Raw genomic sequence first — 18,777 nt, 5'->3', positions numbered from 1 at the left:
AGTCCTGTGCCGAACTATTAGTTGCACTTCCAACTATCGGACTTCCTTGATAAGGTTTGCCTATGGTCGAGTCAATGTCGGGAATCCCCCTCGATGCCTTCTACGGCGATGACTTGAAGCCCGGTGAGTTCCCCTACACGAGAGCGCTTCACTCCACCGGTTACCGCAGCAAGTTGTGGACCATGCGCATGTTCGCCGGGTTCGGCACCGCGTCCGATACCAACGCCCGGTTCCACACCCTGCTCCGGGCCGGGGGAACAGGTCTGTCCACTGCCTTCGACATGCCCACTCTCATGGGCCGCGACTCCGATCACGAATGGGCGATAGGCGAAGTCGGACGGGCCGGGGTGGCGGTGGACACCCTGGCCGACATGGAGGATCTGTTCGCGGGCATCGAATTGGACAAGGTGACCACCTCGATGACCATCAATGGGCCGGCCGCCATCTGCATGGCCATGTATGTGGCGGTGGCCGAAAAAAACGGCGTAAGCCGCTCCGGTCTCGCGGCACCATTCAGAACGACATCTTGAAGGAGTACCAAGCCCAGAAGGAGTACATTTTTCCGCCTCGGCCGTCGGTGCGGCTCGTCACCGACCTGATCCGTTTCACCGCCGCGGAGATGCCCCGATGGCACCCGGTTTCCATCTCCGGGTACCACATCCGCGAGGCGGGCTCAACCGCCGCCCAAGAGTTGGCCTTCACGCTGGCCAACGGTTTCGCCTATGTGGAGGCCGCCGTTGCCGCCGGGCTGGACGTTGATGATTTCGCTCCTCGGCTGTCGTTTTTCTTCAACGCCCACAGCGATTTCTTTGAAGAGATCGGCAAGTACCGGGCCGCCCGCCGCATCTGGGCCACATGGATGAGGGACCGATACGGCGCCACCAACCCCAAGTCGCTGATGTGCCGGTTCCACACGCAGACCGCGGGGGTCTCGCTCACCGCGCAACAGCCTGAGAACAACATCGCCCGGGTGGCCATCCAGGCCCTTTCCGCGGTTTTGGGCGGCACCCAGAGCCTGCACACCGATTCCTACGACGAAGCCCTAGCCCTGCCCACCGAGAAGGCCGCCCGCATCGCCCTTCGCACCCAGCAGATCGTGGCCCATGAGACCGGGGTCGCGTCGGTGGTGGACCCGCTGGGCGGCGCCCCCTTCGTGGAATGGATCACCGACGAGATGGAGCGCCAGGCCAACGAGATCTTCGACCACATCGGCCAACTCGGCAACGGGGCCATGTTGGAAGGGGTCTACGCCGGCATCGAAGACGGCTACTTCATGGGGGAGATCGCCGACGCCGCCTACCGCTACGAGCGCGAGGTGAACGCCGGGCGGCGCATCATCGTGGGGGTCAACGACTTCACTGAGGGCCACGACACCGAGGCCAACATCTTGTCCATCGGCCATGAAACCGAGGAGTTGCAACTCAAGCGCCTTGAGCAGGTTCGCAGCGACCGCGATGCCGAGGCCGTCAGAGCTTCTCTCGCTGCGCTGGTCGATGCCGCCGAGCAGCCCGACGTGAACCTCATGCCCCCCATCATCGAAGCGGTGCAAACCTACGCCACTGAGGGCGAGATCGTCGCCGCTTTGGAGACGGTGTTCGGCGCCTACGTTGAGACCGCGGTGGTGTGAGTCGATGAGCGAGCCTCCTGGCGACGCACCGTTTCCTTCCGGCGCCGAATTCGAGGCACCGATCCGGGTGGTTTTGGCCAAATTGGGGTTTGACGGCCACGATCGCGGGTTGAAGGTCGTGGCCCGCACGCTTCGGGACGCCGGAATGGAGGTGATCTATCTGGGCTTGCGCCAGACCACCGACAGCATTGTGGCCGCCTGCGAGCAGGAGGACGCCGACATCATCGGGCTTTCCATGCACAACGCCGGTCATCTCACCCTGGCGCCCCGAATGGTAAAGGCTGTGGACCAAGCCGGCTTGGACGTGCCAGTGGTGATCGGCGGTATCTTTCCTGCGGATGACGTCCCCACCCTCATCGACTCCGGAGTAGCCGCGGTCATCGGGCCCGGCGCATCGGCCGAAGAAGTGGTGTCTGCGGTGAAAACAGCCGGGAACCGTCAAGCCGCCGCCCGGTGAGCCCGAATCGATCCGGCGAGCTAATGAGCTGCGACCCGCTCGACGAGTTGTTCGAAGCAGCCCGAGGCGGCAACCGGCGGACCCTGGGCAAGCTGCTCACCATGGCAGAGAAGGGGGGCGAGCCCGCCGCCATGGTGTCGGAGCAGGCCTATCGCGGCGCAGGCCAGGCCCGAGTGGTGGGAGTCACCGGCGCCCCGGGAACGGGGAAGTCCACTATCACCGGGCAGTTGGTCGCAGCCGCGGGGGCGTCACGCCCTGCCATTCTGGCCATCGACCCCAGCTCTCCTCTCACCGGTGGGGCCATCTTGGGCGACCGGATCCGCATGGACAGCCATGTCAGCAGCAGTGCATTCATCCGATCGATGGCCACCCGCGGTCACGCCGGCGGACTGGCGGTGGCGGTGCCCGACGCCGTTCGAGTGCTCGATGCCGCCGGGTGCGACCCGATCATCGTGGAAACCGTGGGCGTGGGCCAGGTGGAGGTGTCGATCGCCGCGGCGGCCGACACCACCGTGGTGGTGGTGACCCCCGGCTGGGGCGATGCGGTGCAAGCCAACAAGGCCGGGCTATTGGAGGTGGCCGACATCTTCGTGGTGAACAAAGCCGATCGCCCTGACGCCCGCGGCGCCCGGCGAGACTTGGAGTTGATGCTGGACCTGGGCCACCGAGGGGGATGGCGGGCCCCCATCGTGCTGACCACCGCAACCGAGGGGGAGGGCATCGGCGATCTGTGGGCGGAGATCGAGCGCCACACCGCCCATCTGCACGACTCCGGCGAACTGGTTCGACGCCGCTGCCGCCGCCGCCGAGAAGAGGTAGCCGATCGGGTCGAGTTGAGCCTGCGCGATCAAGTAGACCAGATGATCCACAGCGAGTTGGGCCAGGCTGCTCTCAACCGGGTGGATCACCAAGAGCTGTCCCCCGCCGCGGCGGCTGAGTTGCTGCTCGCCGAGTTGAATCCCCCACAACCCCTCTGAAGGCAGAAATGAGTACCTACAACGCTCCTTTGGACGACATCTCATTCGCACTGCGCCACATCGCCGGGTTGGAAGAGCTGGCCGAGCTGCCCGCATGGTCGGACATCGGCCTTGACCACACCGAAGACCTCTTGGCCGAAGCCGGGCGGCTGGCCTCTGAGGTCATCGCTCCCACCAACCGGATTGGAGACCAAACCGGGAGTGTGCTCGACGACAACGGCGACGTAACCACCCCCGAGGGCTTCCAGCAGGCCTACCAGCAGTTGATAAAAGGCGGCTGGACCGGGGTGTCGGCCGACCCCGAGCACGGCGGCACCGGGTTTCCCCTTTTGGTTGACGTGGCCATCCAGGAGATGATCACCTCGGCCAACATGGCCTTCTCGCTGTGCCCCATGCTCAGCCAGAGCGCCATCGGGCCTATCGGCGCCCACGGCAGCGACGAGCAGAAGCGCCGATGGCTGCCCCAGCTCATCGGCGGGGCCTGGACCGGCACCATGCTGTTGACCGAGCCCCAGGCTGGATCCGACGTGGGCGCGCTCACCACCCGGGCCGAGCCCCAAGCCGACGGCACCTATCGGTTGTGGGGCCAGAAGATCTTCATTACCTGGGGCGAGCATGACATGGCCGAGAACATCGTCCACTGCGTGCTGGCCCGCACCCCTGGCGCACCGGCGGGCACCCGGGGCATCTCCTTGTTCATCGTGCCCAAGTTCCTGCTGGAGCCGAACGGCGAAGTGGGCCGGCGCAATACCATCCGATGCATAGGCTTGGAACACAAGATCGGCATCCACGCCAGCCCCACCTGCGTAATGGAACTAGACGGCGCAATCGGCGAATTGGTGGGCGACGAGCACCAGGGAATGGGCCAGATGTTCACCATGATGAACAAGGCCCGCCTTCTGGTCGGATTGGAAGGCTTGGCCCTGGCCGAGCGGGCCTACCAGCAGGCAGCGGCCTTTGCCGCCGAACGGCGCCAGGGCCGGCGCCCCGACACCGAATCTGGCGCTCAGACCCCCATCAACCAACACCCCGACGTTCGTCGGATGCTGTTGGACATGCGGGCTCGTACCGAGGCCATGCGGGGGTTGCTGTACCTCAACGCCGCCGCCGCCGACCAGGGTTTGCGGCATCCCGATCCCGAGCACCGACAGCGAGCTCAGCAACGGGCCGAATTGCTCACCCCGGTATCCAAAGCCTGGTGTAGCGACCAGGGTGTCGAGGTGGCGTCTGTGGGCATCCAGGTCCACGGGGGCATGGGGTTCGTCGAGGAGACCGGAGCGGCCCAGCACTGGCGCGACAGTCGCATCGCCCCCATCTACGAGGGCACCAACGGCATTCAGGCCATTGACCTGATCGGGCGGAAGCTTCCCATGGACAACGGCGCCCCGCTGGCTGCCCTGCTGGAAGAGATGGCCGGTTTGGACAAGAACTTGGACCAAGCCGCCGCGGCTGTGGCCGAAGCCGCCCGCTGGTTGGGCGACCACCCTGGTGACGACGCATTGGCCGGCGCCACTCCATTTCTCCAGATGCTCGGCCTCACCGTCGGTGGCTGGGTCATGGCTCGCGTGGAGGCTGCGGCTGGTGGGCTCAAATCAGCCGAGCCGGAGCAGGCTGACTTCTGGAGGGCCAAGCAAGTCTCCAGCCGGTTCTATCTCGACCAAATCCTTCCCACTGCCCCGGCATTGCTTCCCGCAGTCACTTCTGGGGCATCTGCGCTGGGCTAGTGGTCTGCCCACCGGCAAACTCGGCAAGCTCACACGCAGGCAACTAGCTATCCGCCCAAGCGCTCCCGAGCCGAGGAACTGCGGGACAGCAGATGGGCCGGCACCGTGGCCCCGTTCACCACAATGTCTCCACCGGCATCGCCTCCGCTGTCCGGGGCAGGATTATCCCCAGAATCGCTGCTCAAGCCCCCGTCCAGCTCACCTGGCTGGGTCACGATCTCGGCGGCGGCCCGTTCGACCAAGAAATCTTCCCAGTCGGCCTCTCTCACCAGCTTCTCGCGGTGGATCGACCCCCGCTCGACCCCGTTGTCGAATCGCACCCAATAGCGCACCCAGCGCATGCCAGTGTGGAGCATCACCTCGCCTGAGGTGCCCTCAGCCACCCCGGCCAAGTCCTCGGCCAAAACCACCCGTTCTCGTCGGTCCAAAAGCCCAAGCACTACCTAAGGGTATCCACCCTGACAGATTCCAGAGAAACCGCCGCGCCAGCCATCAATTCATCGGCCACTTGAGCCACATAAGCCACACCAGTTACATGAATGGTCACTTGTAATTATATTGCGATTTGGTTACAATTGTAACCAACGCCGTACACATGGCCGTTGCCGACAACTTCTTATGCACAAGTTCTTCAGGATTATCTGCCTTATAGCGGTCATGCTGCCGTTGGCGCTGAGCACGCCTGGCGCGGCCCAAGACTCGTTCTTCGAAGAGCGCGAGCGCCAGATCGAGGAGAAGAAGCGGGAAATCGAAGCTCGGCAGCGAGAGCAAGAATCGCTGAAGCGTCAGGCTCTGTTCGCCATCGAAGAGCTGAATGTGACAGTGGCCCAGATCGAAGAGGTGGATGCCGCCCTGACGGAGGTCAACGATTGGATCGCCGCGGCTGAGACTCGGCTAAGAGCGGTGGAGCTCTCCCTGACGTCGGCCAAAGAACGAGTATCCGCCGCCCAAGAGCGAGAGGTTGAGCTAGAAGCAGAAATCGCGGCCATCCAGGAGCGGCTGCGCACCCAAGTGGTCGACATATATCTCGACTTGGTGTACGAGCAGAACTTCCTCCTCCAAGATGGCGACCCCAATCGGAACGCCCGCCGCCAGTACTACATCGAGGAACTCGGCGCCGATGCCCAGGTGCTCATCGATCGACTGCGCCAAACCCAGGACGATCAGCAAATGGCGGTGCAGCAGGCAGAGCAGGCCCAGACCGAGATCGAGCAGGCCCAGACCGAGATCGAAGAAGCTCTGTCCGACCTAGCCGAACTCAGAAAGGCGCAGGAAAAGCTGCAAGACGAGTGGAACCGAAAACGACAGGAGTTGGAGGAGCGGATCGAGAACGAGGCTCAGGCCAGCCTCGATATAGAGAACGAGATCGCTGGTCTGAGTCAGGACATCTCAGGCATTGAAGACGACATCGAGCGGGAGAGAGAGCGAAGGCGTCTGGCCGAGTTGGAGCGCCAGAGACAAGCCGAACTCGCCCGTCTGGCCGAGTTGGAGCGCCAGAGACAAGCCGATTTGGAACTCCTCGCCGCCCAAGAGCGCCTGGGCCGATTCGACGACATCAATATCCCCCCTCCCCCCGCGTTCTTAAACCCGGTGCCGGGGCCACCTGGATCAGGGTACGGAAACCGAGTTCACCCCATCTTCGGCACCGTGCGCTTCCATTCTGGGGTCGACTTCAGCGGCAACACCGGTGATCCCATCTGGGCAGCCGCCTCCGGTACGGTGACCCAAGCTCAATCGCGAGGTGGGTATGGGAACACGGTGGTCATCGACCACGGCGGCGGATGGTCCACGCTGTATGCCCATCTCTCGCGCTTCAACGTCTCCGTCGGCGACGAAGTGGCCACCGGCGAGACCATTGGAGCGATCGGCAGCACCGGCTGGTCCACCGGCCCCCACCTTCACTTCGAAGTTCGCTACCGGGGCTCGCCCCGCAACCCGGCAAATTACCTCTGACCGCGTGGGTGGACAGGCGCATTGATGCAGGCATTGGTCTTCGAGCGCAAGCTCGCTCGATATGCGGCCGCCGCGGTGGCTTCTCGGGTGATACCCGGCATGGGCGGAGGAGTAGGCCCCCTGCAACTGCGGGAGGTTGATTCGCCCGAGTTGCCCGGGCCCGAATGGCGCACGATCAGCCCTCGGTTGACTGGCATCTGCGGGTCTGATCTGGCCACTGTGGAGGGCCGGTCTTCCCGATATTTCGAGCCGCTGGTGTCGTTTCCATTCATCCCCGGCCACGAAGTGGTGGGCATCGACGACAACGGTCACCGCCTGGCCCTCGAGCCGGTACTGGGGCCGGCGGCCCGAAACGAGCCTCTGCCCTTTCCCGGTGCGGCGCCCGGCGACGGCACTGACTACGGCTACTTGCTCAGCGGCGCCATTGAGGACGGGATCCAAATCGGATTCTGCTCTAGCACTGGCGGCGGATGGGGAGAGGCGCTGGTAGCCCACCAGAGCCAGCTCCATTCCGTGCCGCAGCACTTCAGCGATGAAGCCGCGGTAATGCTGGAGCCCGCCGCCGGCGGGGTCCACGCCGCGTTGAAAGGCCACGTTGAGTCGGGCGCCTCGGTAGCCGTGCTCGGGGCGGGAACCATGGGACTGTGCTCGGTGGCTGCGCTGCGGGCGCTGACACCAGTGGAAACGGTCATCGTCACCGCCAAGTATCCGCATCAGCGGGACCTGGCCGCCGATCTGGGCGCCGACATCGTGGTAGACCCCAGCGAGGTGCGCCGGGCAGTGCGGCGGTTTTGCGGTTGCCGGATGCTGGGGGACTTCCTCTCCAGCGGAGTGGACATAACCATCGACGCAGTGGGCAGCCCAGCTTCGGTGGCTGATGCCATCGCCATAACCCGGCCCCGCGGCCGGGTGGTCCTGTTGGGCATGCCCGAAGCAGCTCGAGTCGACCTCACTGGGCTGTGGCATAGGGAGACCGAGCTTGTCGGCGCCTACACCTACGGAACCGAAACCCTCTATGACGGGCGGCCCGCCACTAGCTTCGAGCTGGCATTCAACTTGGTGGAATCAGCCAATCTCGAGCGGCTGGTATCAGCCCGCTACCCCTTGGACCGCTATCGAGAAGCCATCGCCCACGCCGCGGAAGCAGGCCCCCGAGGAGCAATCAAAGTCGCCTTCGAGCAGCACGGATGATCACACCGAACCCAGCGGGGGAAGACCGAAGTCGGCCCCGATCGCGCTGATCTCGTGGACTAGGGCCGTCGGCAGGGGTATCCCCGATGCCAGCCGCTCGGCCCGGTTCTCGTGCTCGATCTCGCCGGGCACATAAATCCGATCAACCCCTTCAGCTCGCTCGGTAGTGCGCACATCTGCGATGAGCTGGTCCATCTGATCCCGAAATCGGTCCAACCCGCAGAACCGCTCCAAGTCGAGGGTCAAGAACATCCATCCTTTGGCCAGTCGGCGGCTGCCCACCAGTTCGCACTCGGTTTGCTCGGTGTGCCCGAAGCTGCTCCCGGCCACAATCCCCGAGAGCACCTCCACCATCATCGCAATCCCGAATCCCTTGTACCCCCCGAACCAGCACAGATTCTGCGCCGAAGCAGCCCCGGTGTCAGTGGTTGGCCGACCCTGCTCGTCGTTGGCCCATCCTTCGGGGATACTCGGATCACCCCGCTTTTTGGCCAGCAAGATCTTGTTCCCGGCCACCGCGGTGGTGGCGATGTCATACACCACCGGAAGCTCTCTGCCCGCAGGCGCCGCCCAGGAGAACGGATTGGTCGAGAAGATTCCCGACCGGCCGCCGTAAGGAGGAACGATGGCCGGGCCGTTCTGCACCGCCATGGCAAAGCATCCGGCTTCCGCTGCGGGCAGGGTGTAGTAGGCCAAGGCCCCCAGATGAGTTCCCTCTCGCACGGTTACCGCCGCCACACCGTGGGCTTTGGCCCGATCCACCGCCAACTCCATGGCCGCCACACCGGAGACCTGCCCGAAACCGATACCGCCATCCAACATCACAGTGGCGCCATCGTCACGCACCACTCTCACCTCGGTGGTCGGTCGCAAGTGCCCCGATCTCAGTCGAGCCACGTACAACTCCACCAGGTGGGCCCCGTGAGAGTCCACGCCGCGGAGGTCGGCCTCTACCAGGTTGTCGGCCACAATCTCAGCTTGGTCGGAGGGCGTCCCCAGCGCTTCGAGGATGGCAACCTCGTAGCGCCGCAGCTTCTCATGGTCCAGCCGCACCACGCTCGCGTCGCCCACCATTCAGCCGGCCTCTTCGGCTTTCGGAGGGCGATAGAACAAGGCGAGTTGCATCAAACCGGCCAGCGCTCCGCCGCCGGCGCCGATGGCCAAGCCCACATAGCCATCCCAGTCGTCATCGATGCCCAGCGCGTTGTCGATCGACCACTCCATGGGTCCCAAAACGGCCACTGATGCTGCGACCACGGCCAGCACGAAGGTGTACTCCCAGCCTTCTCGCACGATCATGAAGCCGTTGTGCCGGTGGACCGTCCACCCGGCCACCACCATGACCCCGACGATGCCCGCGGCGGCCAGAGGAGTGAACAGCCCCAAAGCCAAGAGCAAGCCGGCCCCAATCTCGGTTAGCGCGGCCATCCAGGCATGCAGTCTGCCCGGTTTCATTCCCATGCTGTCAAACCAGCCCGCGGTACCGGGAATGCGTCCGCCCTGAAAGATCTTGCCGTATCCGTGAGCGGCAAACGTAAGCCCAATGCCCACCCGCAAGATCAGCATTGCCAGATTCATCTCATCCATGGGTCCACAGTACCGGCCCATCTAGGCTGAACAAGTGCCCCTATGGCTCAGCGTGCTCATAGCCATCCTTGCCGGGATGATCCTCATCCGCGTCGGCATCGGGCTGTTGCTGATGATCCGCCAGCCGCTTCCGCCGCCGCCGCCGCCGGGCGAGCTGCGCAGGGTAAAGCTCACCTACCGATGCTCGGTTTGCTATGCCGAGGTCCGCATGACCAACGCGCCCGAAGAAGACCCTGAGCCTCCGCGCCACTGCGGCGATGACATGGACTTTGTCGCTCCCATCGACGAGTGAGACTCGTTATCCACAATCTGTGGATAACCTGGGAACAAACTACAAAGCCGTAACTAAGCTACGACGACCTCGGCTAATGCCATTGCGTGGCCACCAGCATGCCGGCCAGCAGCAGGCCGAGGCCTCCCAGCAGATACCAGTTGCTGGTATCGCCCGGCAGCAGGGCAACGTAGTTCAGCACAATCATGATCGCCCCCAGCACCAGCAGGGCGATCATCAGCACTGGCACCCAAGTCGGGCTGATCTTCTCGGCAGAGACCGGCACCCGGGGCACCGCCTCGTTCTCGGGTCGGGTACCCCTCGGGGTAACCCGCCCACCCTGTACTCTGCGCTTGGTCGGTTTGGCCATGGCCAAAGGATATGCGCTTCTAACCTCGAGCAACCCCCCGATAACGTTTGCCTCGGTGACTCCCCGCATATTGGTTATCGACAACTACGACTCCTTCGTCTACAACCTGGTCCAATATCTAGGCGAACTGGGCGCCGAACCCATCGTCTATCGCCACGACGCAATCACCCTCGAACAAGCCCTCGCGGTCGATCCCGACGGTGTCCTCATCAGCCCCGGACCGGGGCAGCCTTGCGACGCCGGGCTGAGCAACGCCCTCATCTCGCAGTTCAGCGGCGTGCGGCCCCTGCTCGGCGTGTGTCTGGGATTGCAGTGCCTCGGGGAGGTTTTCGGCGGCCGGGTGGTTCGAGCACCTCAAGTCATGCACGGCAAAACCTCGACCATCCACCACACCGGTGAAGGGGTCTTCGCCGGACTCCCCAACCCCATCGAAGCCACCCGGTACCACTCGCTCATCGTGGAGCGGTCTTCGGTCCCCGATATCTTGACTGTTACTGCGGAGACCGATGACGGGCTGGTGATGGGGCTTCGCCACCGCGATCACCCGGTGGAAGGAGTGCAGTTTCACCCCGAGTCAATCTTGACTTCAACCGGCCATGACATGTTGGCGAACTTCCTGGCCCAGGTCTCCCCATAGCAACCACTCTGGCAATCCTGACTAGGGGACGGTGCATCCGTCGTCTTCACCCGGCGTGTCGCCATCGAGGCCTTCCTCCCAATTGGCGGCATTCGCCGCTACCGCGGGCATCGGATACGGATTCTCCAAGTTCCACTCCACCACCAGGCCGGGAACATCAGAGTAGGCCGAGACCAACTCTCGGCATTCCGCGGCAAACCTGCTCGACAGGGCGTTCCATCTCGGGATGCTGCCCAGGGCATCGGGCTGGCGACCCGCGTCGACAGCTCTCGCGGTTATCGCGGCGGCTGCGATCCTGGCCTCAATCCTGCGGGGGTTGAACTCGTCGATGGTGCTTGTGGGCGTGGGCCCCGGTCCCGGCGAAGTCGGCTGCCCCAGACAAACGGTTACCTCCGTCCCCAGGGGGTGCTCCTCCTCGGCCAGCGGCATCTGGCCCATGACCCGGCCCACCAGCTCCTCGGCGTCGTTGGGGAAATCACACTCGGCGATGGGTTCAGCCAACACCAGCTCCAAGTCGGCAAGCTGCTCAGCAGCCGTCTCCGGAGTCAGTCCAGCCAAGCTGGGAACCACCACATTCTCCGAGCCCAACGAGACCAGGATCATGATCGGAGAATCCGGCAATAGCAGAGCGGGCGGTGAGGGATCGGTGCCGATCACCAAACCCTTGTCCACTTCGGCAGAGGGTTGCTCTGAGACATCCTCGCTCACCTGCAAGCCGGCCTGCACCAATACTTGCGTAGCCCGCAGCAAGGTCATTCCCGTCACATCAGGTACTTCGACGGGCTGAGTGCCCTCGGCCACATAGAGCACCACAGAACTGCCGGGGGCGACCTCGCTCCCGGCCAGAGGCTCTTGGCGCAGCACCTGGCCCGCTGGCGCAGTGGATCCGGGCTCCACCCGCAACTCGGAGGCAAACCCCCGATCCTGCAACAAGCGGGCCGCGTCGTCGGCGCCTTGGCCCACGACTCCAGGAACGGTCACCGGAACCGCTCCCGAGCTCACTGTGATCTCTATCTCCTCCCCTTGCTCCACCTCAGCCCGCGCCTCGGGAGATTGGGAGATCACCTCATTGCTGTCCACGGCCTCACTGGCCTCGAACACCTGGCTGACCACAAAGCCCGCCGATCGAAGCTCGCGTATCGCGGCCTGACTGGACAACCCCACCACATCGGGCACAGAAATCACCGGGACAGATGTGCCGGTGACCGCAGGCGGGGCGGCCTCATCACCGTCACCGAGCACATTTGTCAGCACAAAGAACACCAGCACCGCCACCGCGACAAAGATGACCGTGGCCGCCGCATAGAGCCCAGCGCGCGACGACGGTTCCAAAACGGTCACAGGGGCCGGAGGCAACGCCGGCGGAGTCTGCGCCGGCCCGCTAGACGCTGGTGGAGGAGCAGCCTGCTGGGGCGGGTCAGGCTCTGGTGGCATCTTGTCCGGCGGGGGCGGTGTCGGTGGTTGGACATCTGCCGGCTGCCGGCCGGCCGACAGTTGATGGCGCCCCTCGCGATAGCGCTGCAAATCCCGCTTGAGGTCCTTGGCCGTGGGATATCGCTCCGCTGGACTCTTGGCCAGCAATTTCATGGCAATGGCTTCCAGCGACTCCGGCAGCACGACTCCCAGCGAAGAGGGAGACGGCACAGCCTGCTGCACATGCTTGTACGCGACCGTCAAAGAGGTGTCGCCGGAGAATGGAGGACGGCCGCAGAGCATCTCGTAAAGCACGATTCCCAGCGAGTACAGGTCGCTGCGATGATCCAGCGGTTTCCCTTGAGCCTGCTCCGGCGAGAAATAGGTTGCTGTGCCCATCACCGCACCAGTTTGGGTGAGATTCGACTCCGCTCCGCCGAACGCCACAATGGCGATGCCGAAGTCGGTGACCTTCACCTGGCCGTCGGGGGAGAGCAGCACATTGCCGGGCTTCACATCCCGGTGGATTACCCCGTTGGAGTGGGCGAATCCCAGCGCCTCAGCCACGTACATGGCAATTCCTGCCGCCCGCTCCGGCGCCAGGGGGCCTCCCGAGCGCAACAGCTCAGCCAGGCTGTGCCCCTCGATGTACTCCATGACGATGTAATACGTACCCTCGGCTGACCCCCAGTCGTACACCGCCACAATGTTGGGATGACTGAGGTTGGCCGCCGCAGTCGCCTCCCTCTTGAACCGCTCCACAAAGCTCGGATCGGTGGCAAACTCTGCAAACAGGCGTTTGATGGCCACCGGGCGGGACAACAAGGTGTCCTGTCCCAGAAAAACATCGGTCATACCGCCACGGGCAATTTGACTCCGCAGTTGGTAGCGACTGCCCAAGAGCTCCGGACCGTTGTCTGACATGGCAAAAACAGCGTAGTTCTTTGCTTGTCCGATTTATTGGAGGATTACATCCACGACATCGACCACCACCACCGTGATGTTGTCGCTTCCGCCCCGCCGCAAAGCCAGGTCCACCAGCGCATCCGCCGCATCTCCTGGCGCCTCGTGCCGGAGCAGTGCGGCGTGTATGTCCCGATCGGCCACTTCATGGGTCAAGCCGTCGGAGCACAGCAGGTAGCGGTGCCCGCTCACCGGGTCTAGCAGCCAATCATCGACCACCACCCTTGATTCCATGCCCAGAGCCCTGCTGAGCTGATTGCGGCTTTCATGGACTTCCGCCTGTTCGGAAGTGATCATCCCCGCCTTCAGCATCTCCTGCACCACAGTGTGATCCTCCGTCAATTGGTGTAGTCCGCTCTCGTCGCAGCGGTAGACCCGGGAATCTCCGACGTTCACCACGGCCAGGGTTTCGGCGTCGCCGTGCTCAACCACAGCCAGCGCACACAGGGTGGTCCCCATTCCAGCCAGCTCGAATGTCGACCTTGACTTGGCAAAGATCTCCCGGTTCGCCAAATCCACTGCATCCAACAACTCCTCCACCGTGGGAACCGGCAGCAACAGGTGGCGGCGGAAGGTGCGACGGCGGTGAGCGGTGCGCTCCTCAACCGCAGCTCTCACCGCAGACGCCAGCGTCTCCACGGCAAGGGCCGACGCCACCTCTCCTCCCCGATGACCGCCCAACCCATCTGCGACCGCAAAGAGGTCGTTGGCAGCCAGCATCGAATCCTCGTTATTTTCTCGACGTCGGCCTCGGTCGGTAGCTTGCCCCGCTTCTAGCCGGATCATCAGAGTTCCATAGCCCTGGTGCTCCTACTCTGCTGTGGACTATATACAGAGTCGCAATAGCTGTCGCTTCCGATACGGCGAATGATGAACAACTCGGTTACTGATCGTTGCGCCAGTCTTGTACGCTGACCACCCCGACAACCAGCGCGAGTGGCGGAATTGGCAGACGCGCAGGATTCAGGTTCCTGTGTCCGCAAGGACGTGGGGGTTCAAGTCCCCCCTCGCGCACTCTTCGACTCAGCCCACCGTCCCCTGAGGGGTGGGGGTGGGTACCTCGGTCACCGGTATGGGTGGGGGCGGTCCCCAGGCAATGGCGGCTTTGGAGAAGCCTGCGGCCATGGCCACGGTCAGAGCAAGCTCGGCCAACTCAGCCGGCGTGAACTCCTCAACCAGCGCCGCCTGTTCCGCCACGCTGAGCCCTGAGGGATCGGAGATCACCGCATCGGCCATCCGCAGAGCCAGCTTGAAGCGCTCCGGCAAGTCGCTGTCGGCGTAGCCATCTTCGATCTGCTCTACCAATCCCTCGGTGAGACCCTGCTGCTTCGCACCTGCGAAGCGGAGGTTCTTTCAAATATTGCAGTCGTTGACCCGGGCGTTGCGAAGCCGGCCCACCTCCTTGGTGGCTTGATCAAGCCGCCCTTCGCTCCACAGCGTGCCGTAGAACCGGTTGAACATCGCAAACAACTCGGGCTGGTGGTCGAACAGCGATGTGCCCCCTTCGGGGATGGCGATTCTGGTCATTTGATGACTCCTTTCAGCACGGCCCGGCTGCGAGCCAAGGCCTCAAACGTGGCGATTGCGGTGGTGAGCGCGGTCAATTCGGGGGGTGACAGATGAGTGTTCAACTCCGCGCACAGCTCGTCGGTCACGCCGTGGGCATCCAGCACGTACTGCTCGGTGAACGCCAGCACCACCTTTTCCCGGTCGTCTGCGGGAGTCCGAGCAAGAGCTTCACCACCAATCATCTGCTCGACCCGAGCGGCGCACAGCTCCAGCAAGCTGGCATCCACCCCTGTGACATCGAGAGCCTGGACCAATTCATCTAACGGCTCGGAGACATGAGGGTCCAAAGCCGCCAGAGGATCGCTGTCCGGGGGTGCCACCATCCTGCTCACCCGCCGAACATGGCCAGCCACTGCTCGGCTGAACGGGGCATGAACACATAGTTGGTGCTCCGGGTCTCGCCCATCGAAGCCGACGGCTGGGGCGAGTACAAGTGGCCGGGATACAGCGTTGCCGTGTCGGGAACCCGGGCCAGGCGCTGGGTGAGGCTCTCATACATCGCGGCCGGATCGCTCCCCGGCAGATCGGTCCGGCCGCAACCCTCCAAAAACAGCGTGTCGCCCGCCACCAATCGCCCGTTGGTCAAAAAGCACTGGCTGCCCGGAGTGTGGCCCGGAGTATGAATCATCTCGATGTCCACCGCCCCCACCGACAGCACATCGCCACTGGAGTGCAAGCACAGATCGTCATCTTCCAACCCGGTGGTCATGGCGACATAGCGAGCCTCATCCGCCTGCACATGCACCGGAACCGACACCAGCTCCAACAGCTCGGCAACGCCCGTGATGGAGAACTGCATCATTGACCCGCCCACATGATCCGGGTGGTAATGCGTGGCCAACACCCCCGTGAGCCGCATCCCGTCAGCCTCGGCCAGCGCCACAATCCCCTCCGGGTCATACGCCGGATCCACCACCACGGCCTCCCCCGTCTCCCGATCCCCGATCAGGTAAACGAAGTTCACCATCTGGCGGGCCATCATGTCCCCACCCGCGAAGTCCCGCCCCGACAAGAGCTGGCGAAAATAAAGCCGGTCCTCCTCCACGGGGCTGATACTACGCAACCGGCTCGTCATCGCCCTGTCGCCGCCAGGCTTCCTCCGCCAACGAGACAACCTCACGGGCCGGCAGCCCCAGCAGCTTCGAAGCCCGCACCGCCTCGTCGTGCTCAACCTTGACCCGCCCCGCACCCACCTTGACGCGAATCCGCCGGCCGTCCACATCCACTTCATGATCGAACCGCGACCGCGGCCACCGTTCGATCATCTGCCCCCGAACCCCCAACGACCCGGTCTCGTCGGCCAGGGCTGCCGCCACTTGGTCGCCCACCGCGGGATCAGCCAGCGCGCTCACCGTGTACGCCGGCCTCCCCTTCTTCATGACGATCGGCGTGATCCACGCATCATGAGCCCCCGCCTCCAACAGCGCAGCCACCGTGTGAGCCAGCGTCTCCCCGGTGGCGTCGTCCACGTTTACTTCGAACAGCATCACCGGCTGGCCCTCAGGGCGGGTGGCCGACATTGTGCCCACCACCACCTGGGTGAGGTTGGGACGGTCTTCCATCTGATTGTCGCCGGCGCCGAAACCGGCTGCCGAGATGGTCATCGGCGGCATCGACCCCCACCCCTCGGCCAGCGCCGAGAGAATCGCCGCGCCGGTGGGTGTGGTCAGCTCCAATCCCACATCCAGCCCGAACACAGGACACCCCACCAGAAGCTCCACCACCGCCGGGGGGGGATTGGGCAAGCGCCCGTGGGCACTGCGAATCATTCCCCGCCCGCACGCCACCGCGCTGGAGTGGACCTCTTCCACCCCCAACACCTCCAGCGCGGCACAAGTGCCCACCACATCAATGATGGCGTCCAGTCCGCCTACCTCATGGAAGTGCACCTGCTCGGGGGGGCGGCGGTGCAGTTTGCCCTCGGCCCGCGCCAGGGCATCAAAGATCGCCAGCGCCCTATCGGCCACTCTGTCGGGCAGTCTGGCCTCGCCGATGAGCGCGTTGATGTGGCTGGCGGTGCGCACCACCGACGTCTCACCGGCGATCACCCTCACATCAGTGGCCGCGATGCCTCCCCTCTGGGTGGGATGGGCTTGAAGGTCCCACCCTCCCAGGGGCAGCAGTTCGCACATGTCCCGAACTTCGGCCAAATCGGCTCCGGCGTCGATCAGTGCGCCCAGCGCCATGTCGCCGGCGATCCCGCTGAAGCAGTGGAACCAGGCGATTCGCGCGGGATCAGACATCGCTTGCCCCACTCAACTCCGCCTCCGAAGCCACCCGCTTCGCCAACTTGACCATCCGCACCACCGCGCAGGCCGCGCCAAACCCGTTGTCCACCCCCACCACCGTCACCCCGGCCGCACACGAGGACAACATGGCCAACAGCGCGGTAACACCCTCCAGCGAAGATCCGTAGCCCGCACTAGTGGGCACCGCCACTACCGGGGCCGCGGTCAGCCCGCCCACCACCGAGGCCAACGCCCCCTCCATACCAGCCACCACCACCACGGCATCGGCCGACGCCAGCACTTCAGCCTCCGCGAGAATCCGGTGAATCCCAGCCACCCCCACATCGTTCAGCCTCTGCGGGGCCAGACCATGGGCGGCCAACACCACCCCGCATTCGTCGGCCACCGGCAGATCGGCGGTGCCCGCCGCAGCCAACACCACCCGCTCGGGCCTCGGCGGTGCCGCCCGCCAGACCACAGTGGTGTCGTAGCGCTCCCCCTCGGGGAAGAGGTCCACCGCGGTCGCCGCCTGCTCCGCTGACGCCCGGGTCAGCAGCACCGGCCCGCCCGGCTGGTCCAATAACTCCCCCACTATGGCCGCGCACTGGCTGGGCGATTTGCCCGGCCCATACACAACCTCGGCCATGCCCTGCCGGAGGCTGCGATGATGATCCACCCGGGCAAACCCCAGATCAGCGAACGGCAAGCGGCGCAATCGCCGGACTGCATCGTCTGGGGTCACTGTGCCATCGCGCACGTTGGCCATCAATTGGCGAACAAAGGCCTCATCCACTCCCACTATCCTGCCCCTTTGTGACTGCCTCTGTCCGATCCGCGAGCCAAGTGGCCTACCTGGGACCGCCGGGCACTTTTACCGAAGAAGCGCTCCTCACCCAGCCCGACCTGGCGGAAGCCGACCACCTCTTGTGCCGGTCGATCCCCGAAGTTCTGTGCGCCGTCGCTGACGGCCGGACTGCACTGGGCTTCACCGCCATCGAAAACTCCATCGAGGGGACGGTCAACGTGGCTCTCGACGCCCTGATCTTCGAGCACGACCTGCTCATCCAGCGAGAAGTGGTCATCGATGTTCGCCTGCACCTGCTGGGCTTCTCCGATACCTCAATGGACAAGATTCGCCGTGTCATCAGCTTCCCCGTCGCCACCGCCCAGTGTCGGCGCTATTTGGCCGAAAACCTGCCCCATGCCGAGGAGATCGCGGCCAATTCCACCGCCGCCGCGGCCCGTGATCTCGCTGTCTCCAAGGACAAGACCGCCGCCGCCATCGGCACCGCCTTGTCTCAGGAGATCTACAGCCTGGACATGATCGCTGCCGACATCGAGGACCACCCGGAGAATCAGACCCGCTTCGTGGCAGTGGGCCGTTCTGGGGTGCCCGCCCCCACGGGCTGCGACAAGACCTCCATCGTGGTATTCCAGCGAGCCGACCGGTCAGGCTCGCTCATGGGGATTCTCGCCGAGTTCGCGGCCCGCTCCATCAACCTCACCAAACTGGAGTCGCGCCCCACCAAAAAGGCGCTGGGCGACTACTGCTTCCTCATCGACCTCGAGGGCCATGTCGCCGACGCGTTGGTGGCCGATTGCCTGACCAGCATTGTGGCCAAGCACGGCGAGGTGAAGTTCCTCGGCTCGTATCCCACCAGCATCAGGGGAGGCGAAGAGCAGAGCACCACGGCCACCACCGCATGGACTGAGGCTCGGAGTTGGATCCAAGATCTTCGGCGCCAGGTGGGGAACTCCTAATTTGACAGTTTCTAATAGCTTCCATTAGAAACCACTGCAACATCCAACA

Annotated in this window: 20 protein-coding genes, 1 tRNA gene and 1 pseudogene; 10 read left to right on the top strand and 12 right to left on the bottom strand. The window is 64.2% G+C overall.

The annotated features are described in order from the left end of the window. Positions 1–62: 62 nt before the first annotated feature. The 4 genes and pseudogenes from ACOGXA_RS14455 to ACOGXA_RS14440 all read left to right on the top strand — a co-directional run bounded on the left by ACOGXA_RS14455 (position 63) and on the right by ACOGXA_RS14440 (position 4,785). A pseudogene (locus tag ACOGXA_RS14455) lies at positions 63–1,627 on the top strand (acyl-CoA mutase large subunit family protein). A 4-nt stretch (positions 1,628–1,631) separates the two neighbouring features. Further along, the gene (locus tag ACOGXA_RS14450; RefSeq protein WP_419924562.1) at positions 1,632–2,084 is read left to right on the top strand and encodes a cobalamin B12-binding domain-containing protein; all 453 of its coding nucleotides are present in this window, start codon (positions 1,632–1,634) and stop codon (positions 2,082–2,084) included. Next, positions 2,081–3,061 carry a methylmalonyl Co-A mutase-associated GTPase MeaB gene (gene meaB, locus ACOGXA_RS14445; RefSeq protein WP_419924561.1) on the top strand — a complete coding sequence of 327 codons (981 nt, stop codon included), beginning with the start codon at positions 2,081–2,083 and terminating at the stop codon, positions 3,059–3,061. The genes ACOGXA_RS14450 and meaB overlap by 4 nt, the downstream gene beginning before the upstream one ends. 8 nt (positions 3,062–3,069) lie before the next feature. Next, the gene (locus ACOGXA_RS14440; RefSeq protein WP_419924560.1) at positions 3,070–4,785 is read left to right on the top strand and encodes an acyl-CoA dehydrogenase; all 1,716 of its coding nucleotides are present in this window, start codon (positions 3,070–3,072) and stop codon (positions 4,783–4,785) included. Positions 4,786–4,832: 47 nt separating this feature from the next. On the opposite strand, the gene ACOGXA_RS14435 is transcribed toward ACOGXA_RS14440, so the two are convergent. Beyond that, positions 4,833–5,225, bottom strand: coding sequence for a hypothetical protein (locus ACOGXA_RS14435; protein ID WP_419924559.1), 393 nt, complete (start codon positions 5,223–5,225; stop codon positions 4,833–4,835). 217 nt (positions 5,226–5,442) lie between these two features. On the opposite strand from ACOGXA_RS14435, the gene ACOGXA_RS14430 reads away from it, so the two are divergent. Together ACOGXA_RS14430 and ACOGXA_RS14425 are read left to right on the top strand one after the other, a co-directional pair. Continuing rightward, entirely contained in the window at positions 5,443–6,738 is a 1,296-nt protein-coding gene (locus ACOGXA_RS14430) for a peptidoglycan DD-metalloendopeptidase family protein (protein WP_419924558.1), read from the top strand. A 24-nt stretch (positions 6,739–6,762) separates the two neighbouring features. Further along, positions 6,763–7,929, top strand: coding sequence for a zinc-dependent alcohol dehydrogenase (locus tag ACOGXA_RS14425; protein WP_419924557.1), 1,167 nt, complete (start codon positions 6,763–6,765; stop codon positions 7,927–7,929). On the opposite strand, the gene ACOGXA_RS14420 is transcribed toward ACOGXA_RS14425, so the two are convergent. Together ACOGXA_RS14420 and ACOGXA_RS14415 are read right to left on the bottom strand one after the other, a co-directional pair. After that, entirely contained in the window at positions 7,930–9,003 is a 1,074-nt protein-coding gene (locus ACOGXA_RS14420; RefSeq protein ID WP_419924556.1) for an Ldh family oxidoreductase, read from the bottom strand. It abuts the gene before it with no gap. After that, positions 9,004–9,516 carry a DoxX family protein gene (locus tag ACOGXA_RS14415; protein WP_419924555.1) on the bottom strand — a complete coding sequence of 171 codons (513 nt, stop codon included), beginning with the start codon at positions 9,514–9,516 and terminating at the stop codon, positions 9,004–9,006. Between the two features lie 34 nt (positions 9,517–9,550). Here ACOGXA_RS14415 and ACOGXA_RS14410 point away from each other — a divergent pair, with 34 nt between their 5' ends. Beyond that, the gene (locus ACOGXA_RS14410; RefSeq protein ID WP_419924554.1) at positions 9,551–9,808 is read left to right on the top strand and encodes a hypothetical protein; all 258 of its coding nucleotides are present in this window, start codon (positions 9,551–9,553) and stop codon (positions 9,806–9,808) included. A 73-nt stretch (positions 9,809–9,881) separates the two neighbouring features. On the opposite strand, the gene ACOGXA_RS14405 is transcribed toward ACOGXA_RS14410, so the two are convergent. Further along, positions 9,882–10,157 carry a cell division protein CrgA gene (locus tag ACOGXA_RS14405; protein ID WP_419924553.1) on the bottom strand — a complete coding sequence of 92 codons (276 nt, stop codon included), beginning with the start codon at positions 10,155–10,157 and terminating at the stop codon, positions 9,882–9,884. Positions 10,158–10,212: 55 nt separating this feature from the next. Between ACOGXA_RS14405 and ACOGXA_RS14400 the strand changes: the two genes are divergently transcribed. Beyond that, positions 10,213–10,794: an anthranilate synthase component II gene (locus tag ACOGXA_RS14400; protein WP_419924552.1), complete on the top strand. Its 582-nt coding sequence runs from the start codon at positions 10,213–10,215 to the stop codon at positions 10,792–10,794. Between the two features lie 21 nt (positions 10,795–10,815). On the opposite strand, the gene pknB is transcribed toward ACOGXA_RS14400, so the two are convergent. Beyond that, positions 10,816–13,131, bottom strand: a complete 2,316-nt coding sequence (gene pknB / locus ACOGXA_RS14395; RefSeq protein ID WP_419924551.1) for a Stk1 family PASTA domain-containing Ser/Thr kinase — start codon at positions 13,129–13,131, stop codon at positions 10,816–10,818. 33 nt (positions 13,132–13,164) lie between these two features. Further along, positions 13,165–13,956: a PP2C family protein-serine/threonine phosphatase gene (locus tag ACOGXA_RS14390; RefSeq protein WP_419924550.1), complete on the bottom strand. Its 792-nt coding sequence runs from the start codon at positions 13,954–13,956 to the stop codon at positions 13,165–13,167. Between the two features lie 144 nt (positions 13,957–14,100). Here ACOGXA_RS14390 and ACOGXA_RS14385 point away from each other — a divergent pair. Continuing rightward, positions 14,101–14,184: transfer RNA gene (locus tag ACOGXA_RS14385), tRNA-Leu, on the top strand. A gap of 9 nt (positions 14,185–14,193) precedes the next feature. Here ACOGXA_RS14385 and ACOGXA_RS14380 read toward each other — a convergent pair. Genes ACOGXA_RS14380 through larB form a run of 6 tightly spaced genes read right to left on the bottom strand, consistent with a single transcriptional unit; the run spans position 14,194 to position 17,760 of the window. Further along, positions 14,194–14,475, bottom strand: a complete 282-nt coding sequence (locus tag ACOGXA_RS14380; RefSeq protein ID WP_419924549.1) for a hypothetical protein — start codon at positions 14,473–14,475, stop codon at positions 14,194–14,196. A 48-nt stretch (positions 14,476–14,523) separates the two neighbouring features. After that, on the bottom strand, positions 14,524–14,697 hold the full coding sequence (locus ACOGXA_RS14375; protein WP_419924548.1) for a hypothetical protein: 174 nt from the start codon (positions 14,695–14,697) through the stop codon (positions 14,524–14,526). Continuing rightward, complete coding sequence (locus tag ACOGXA_RS14370) at positions 14,694–15,071, bottom strand: hypothetical protein (RefSeq protein ID WP_419924547.1); 378 nt, start codon at positions 15,069–15,071, stop codon at positions 14,694–14,696. Before ACOGXA_RS14370 ends, ACOGXA_RS14375 begins: the two co-directional genes overlap by 4 nt. After that, on the bottom strand, positions 15,068–15,814 hold the full coding sequence (locus tag ACOGXA_RS14365; protein WP_419924546.1) for an MBL fold metallo-hydrolase: 747 nt from the start codon (positions 15,812–15,814) through the stop codon (positions 15,068–15,070). Before ACOGXA_RS14365 ends, ACOGXA_RS14370 begins: the two co-directional genes overlap by 4 nt. Further along, positions 15,795–16,982 (bottom strand): nickel pincer cofactor biosynthesis protein LarC, encoded by a 1,188-nt coding sequence (larC, locus tag ACOGXA_RS14360; RefSeq protein ID WP_419924545.1) that lies wholly within the window; start codon positions 16,980–16,982, stop codon positions 15,795–15,797. Before larC ends, ACOGXA_RS14365 begins: the two co-directional genes overlap by 20 nt. Beyond that, the gene (gene larB, locus ACOGXA_RS14355) at positions 16,975–17,760 is read right to left on the bottom strand and encodes a nickel pincer cofactor biosynthesis protein LarB (protein WP_419924544.1); all 786 of its coding nucleotides are present in this window, start codon (positions 17,758–17,760) and stop codon (positions 16,975–16,977) included. The genes larC and larB overlap by 8 nt, the downstream gene beginning before the upstream one ends. Before the next feature lie 20 nt (positions 17,761–17,780). Here larB and pheA point away from each other — a divergent pair, with 20 nt between their 5' ends. Beyond that, the gene (pheA, locus tag ACOGXA_RS14350; RefSeq protein WP_419924543.1) at positions 17,781–18,728 is read left to right on the top strand and encodes a prephenate dehydratase; all 948 of its coding nucleotides are present in this window, start codon (positions 17,781–17,783) and stop codon (positions 18,726–18,728) included. The last annotated feature ends 49 nt before the right edge of the window (positions 18,729–18,777 follow it).

This window comes from Candidatus Poriferisocius sp. (assembly GCF_965208475.1).
Lineage (GTDB): Bacteria > Actinomycetota > Acidimicrobiia > Acidimicrobiales > Bin134 > Poriferisocius.
This window is presented reverse-complemented; position numbering and strand designations above follow the sequence as displayed.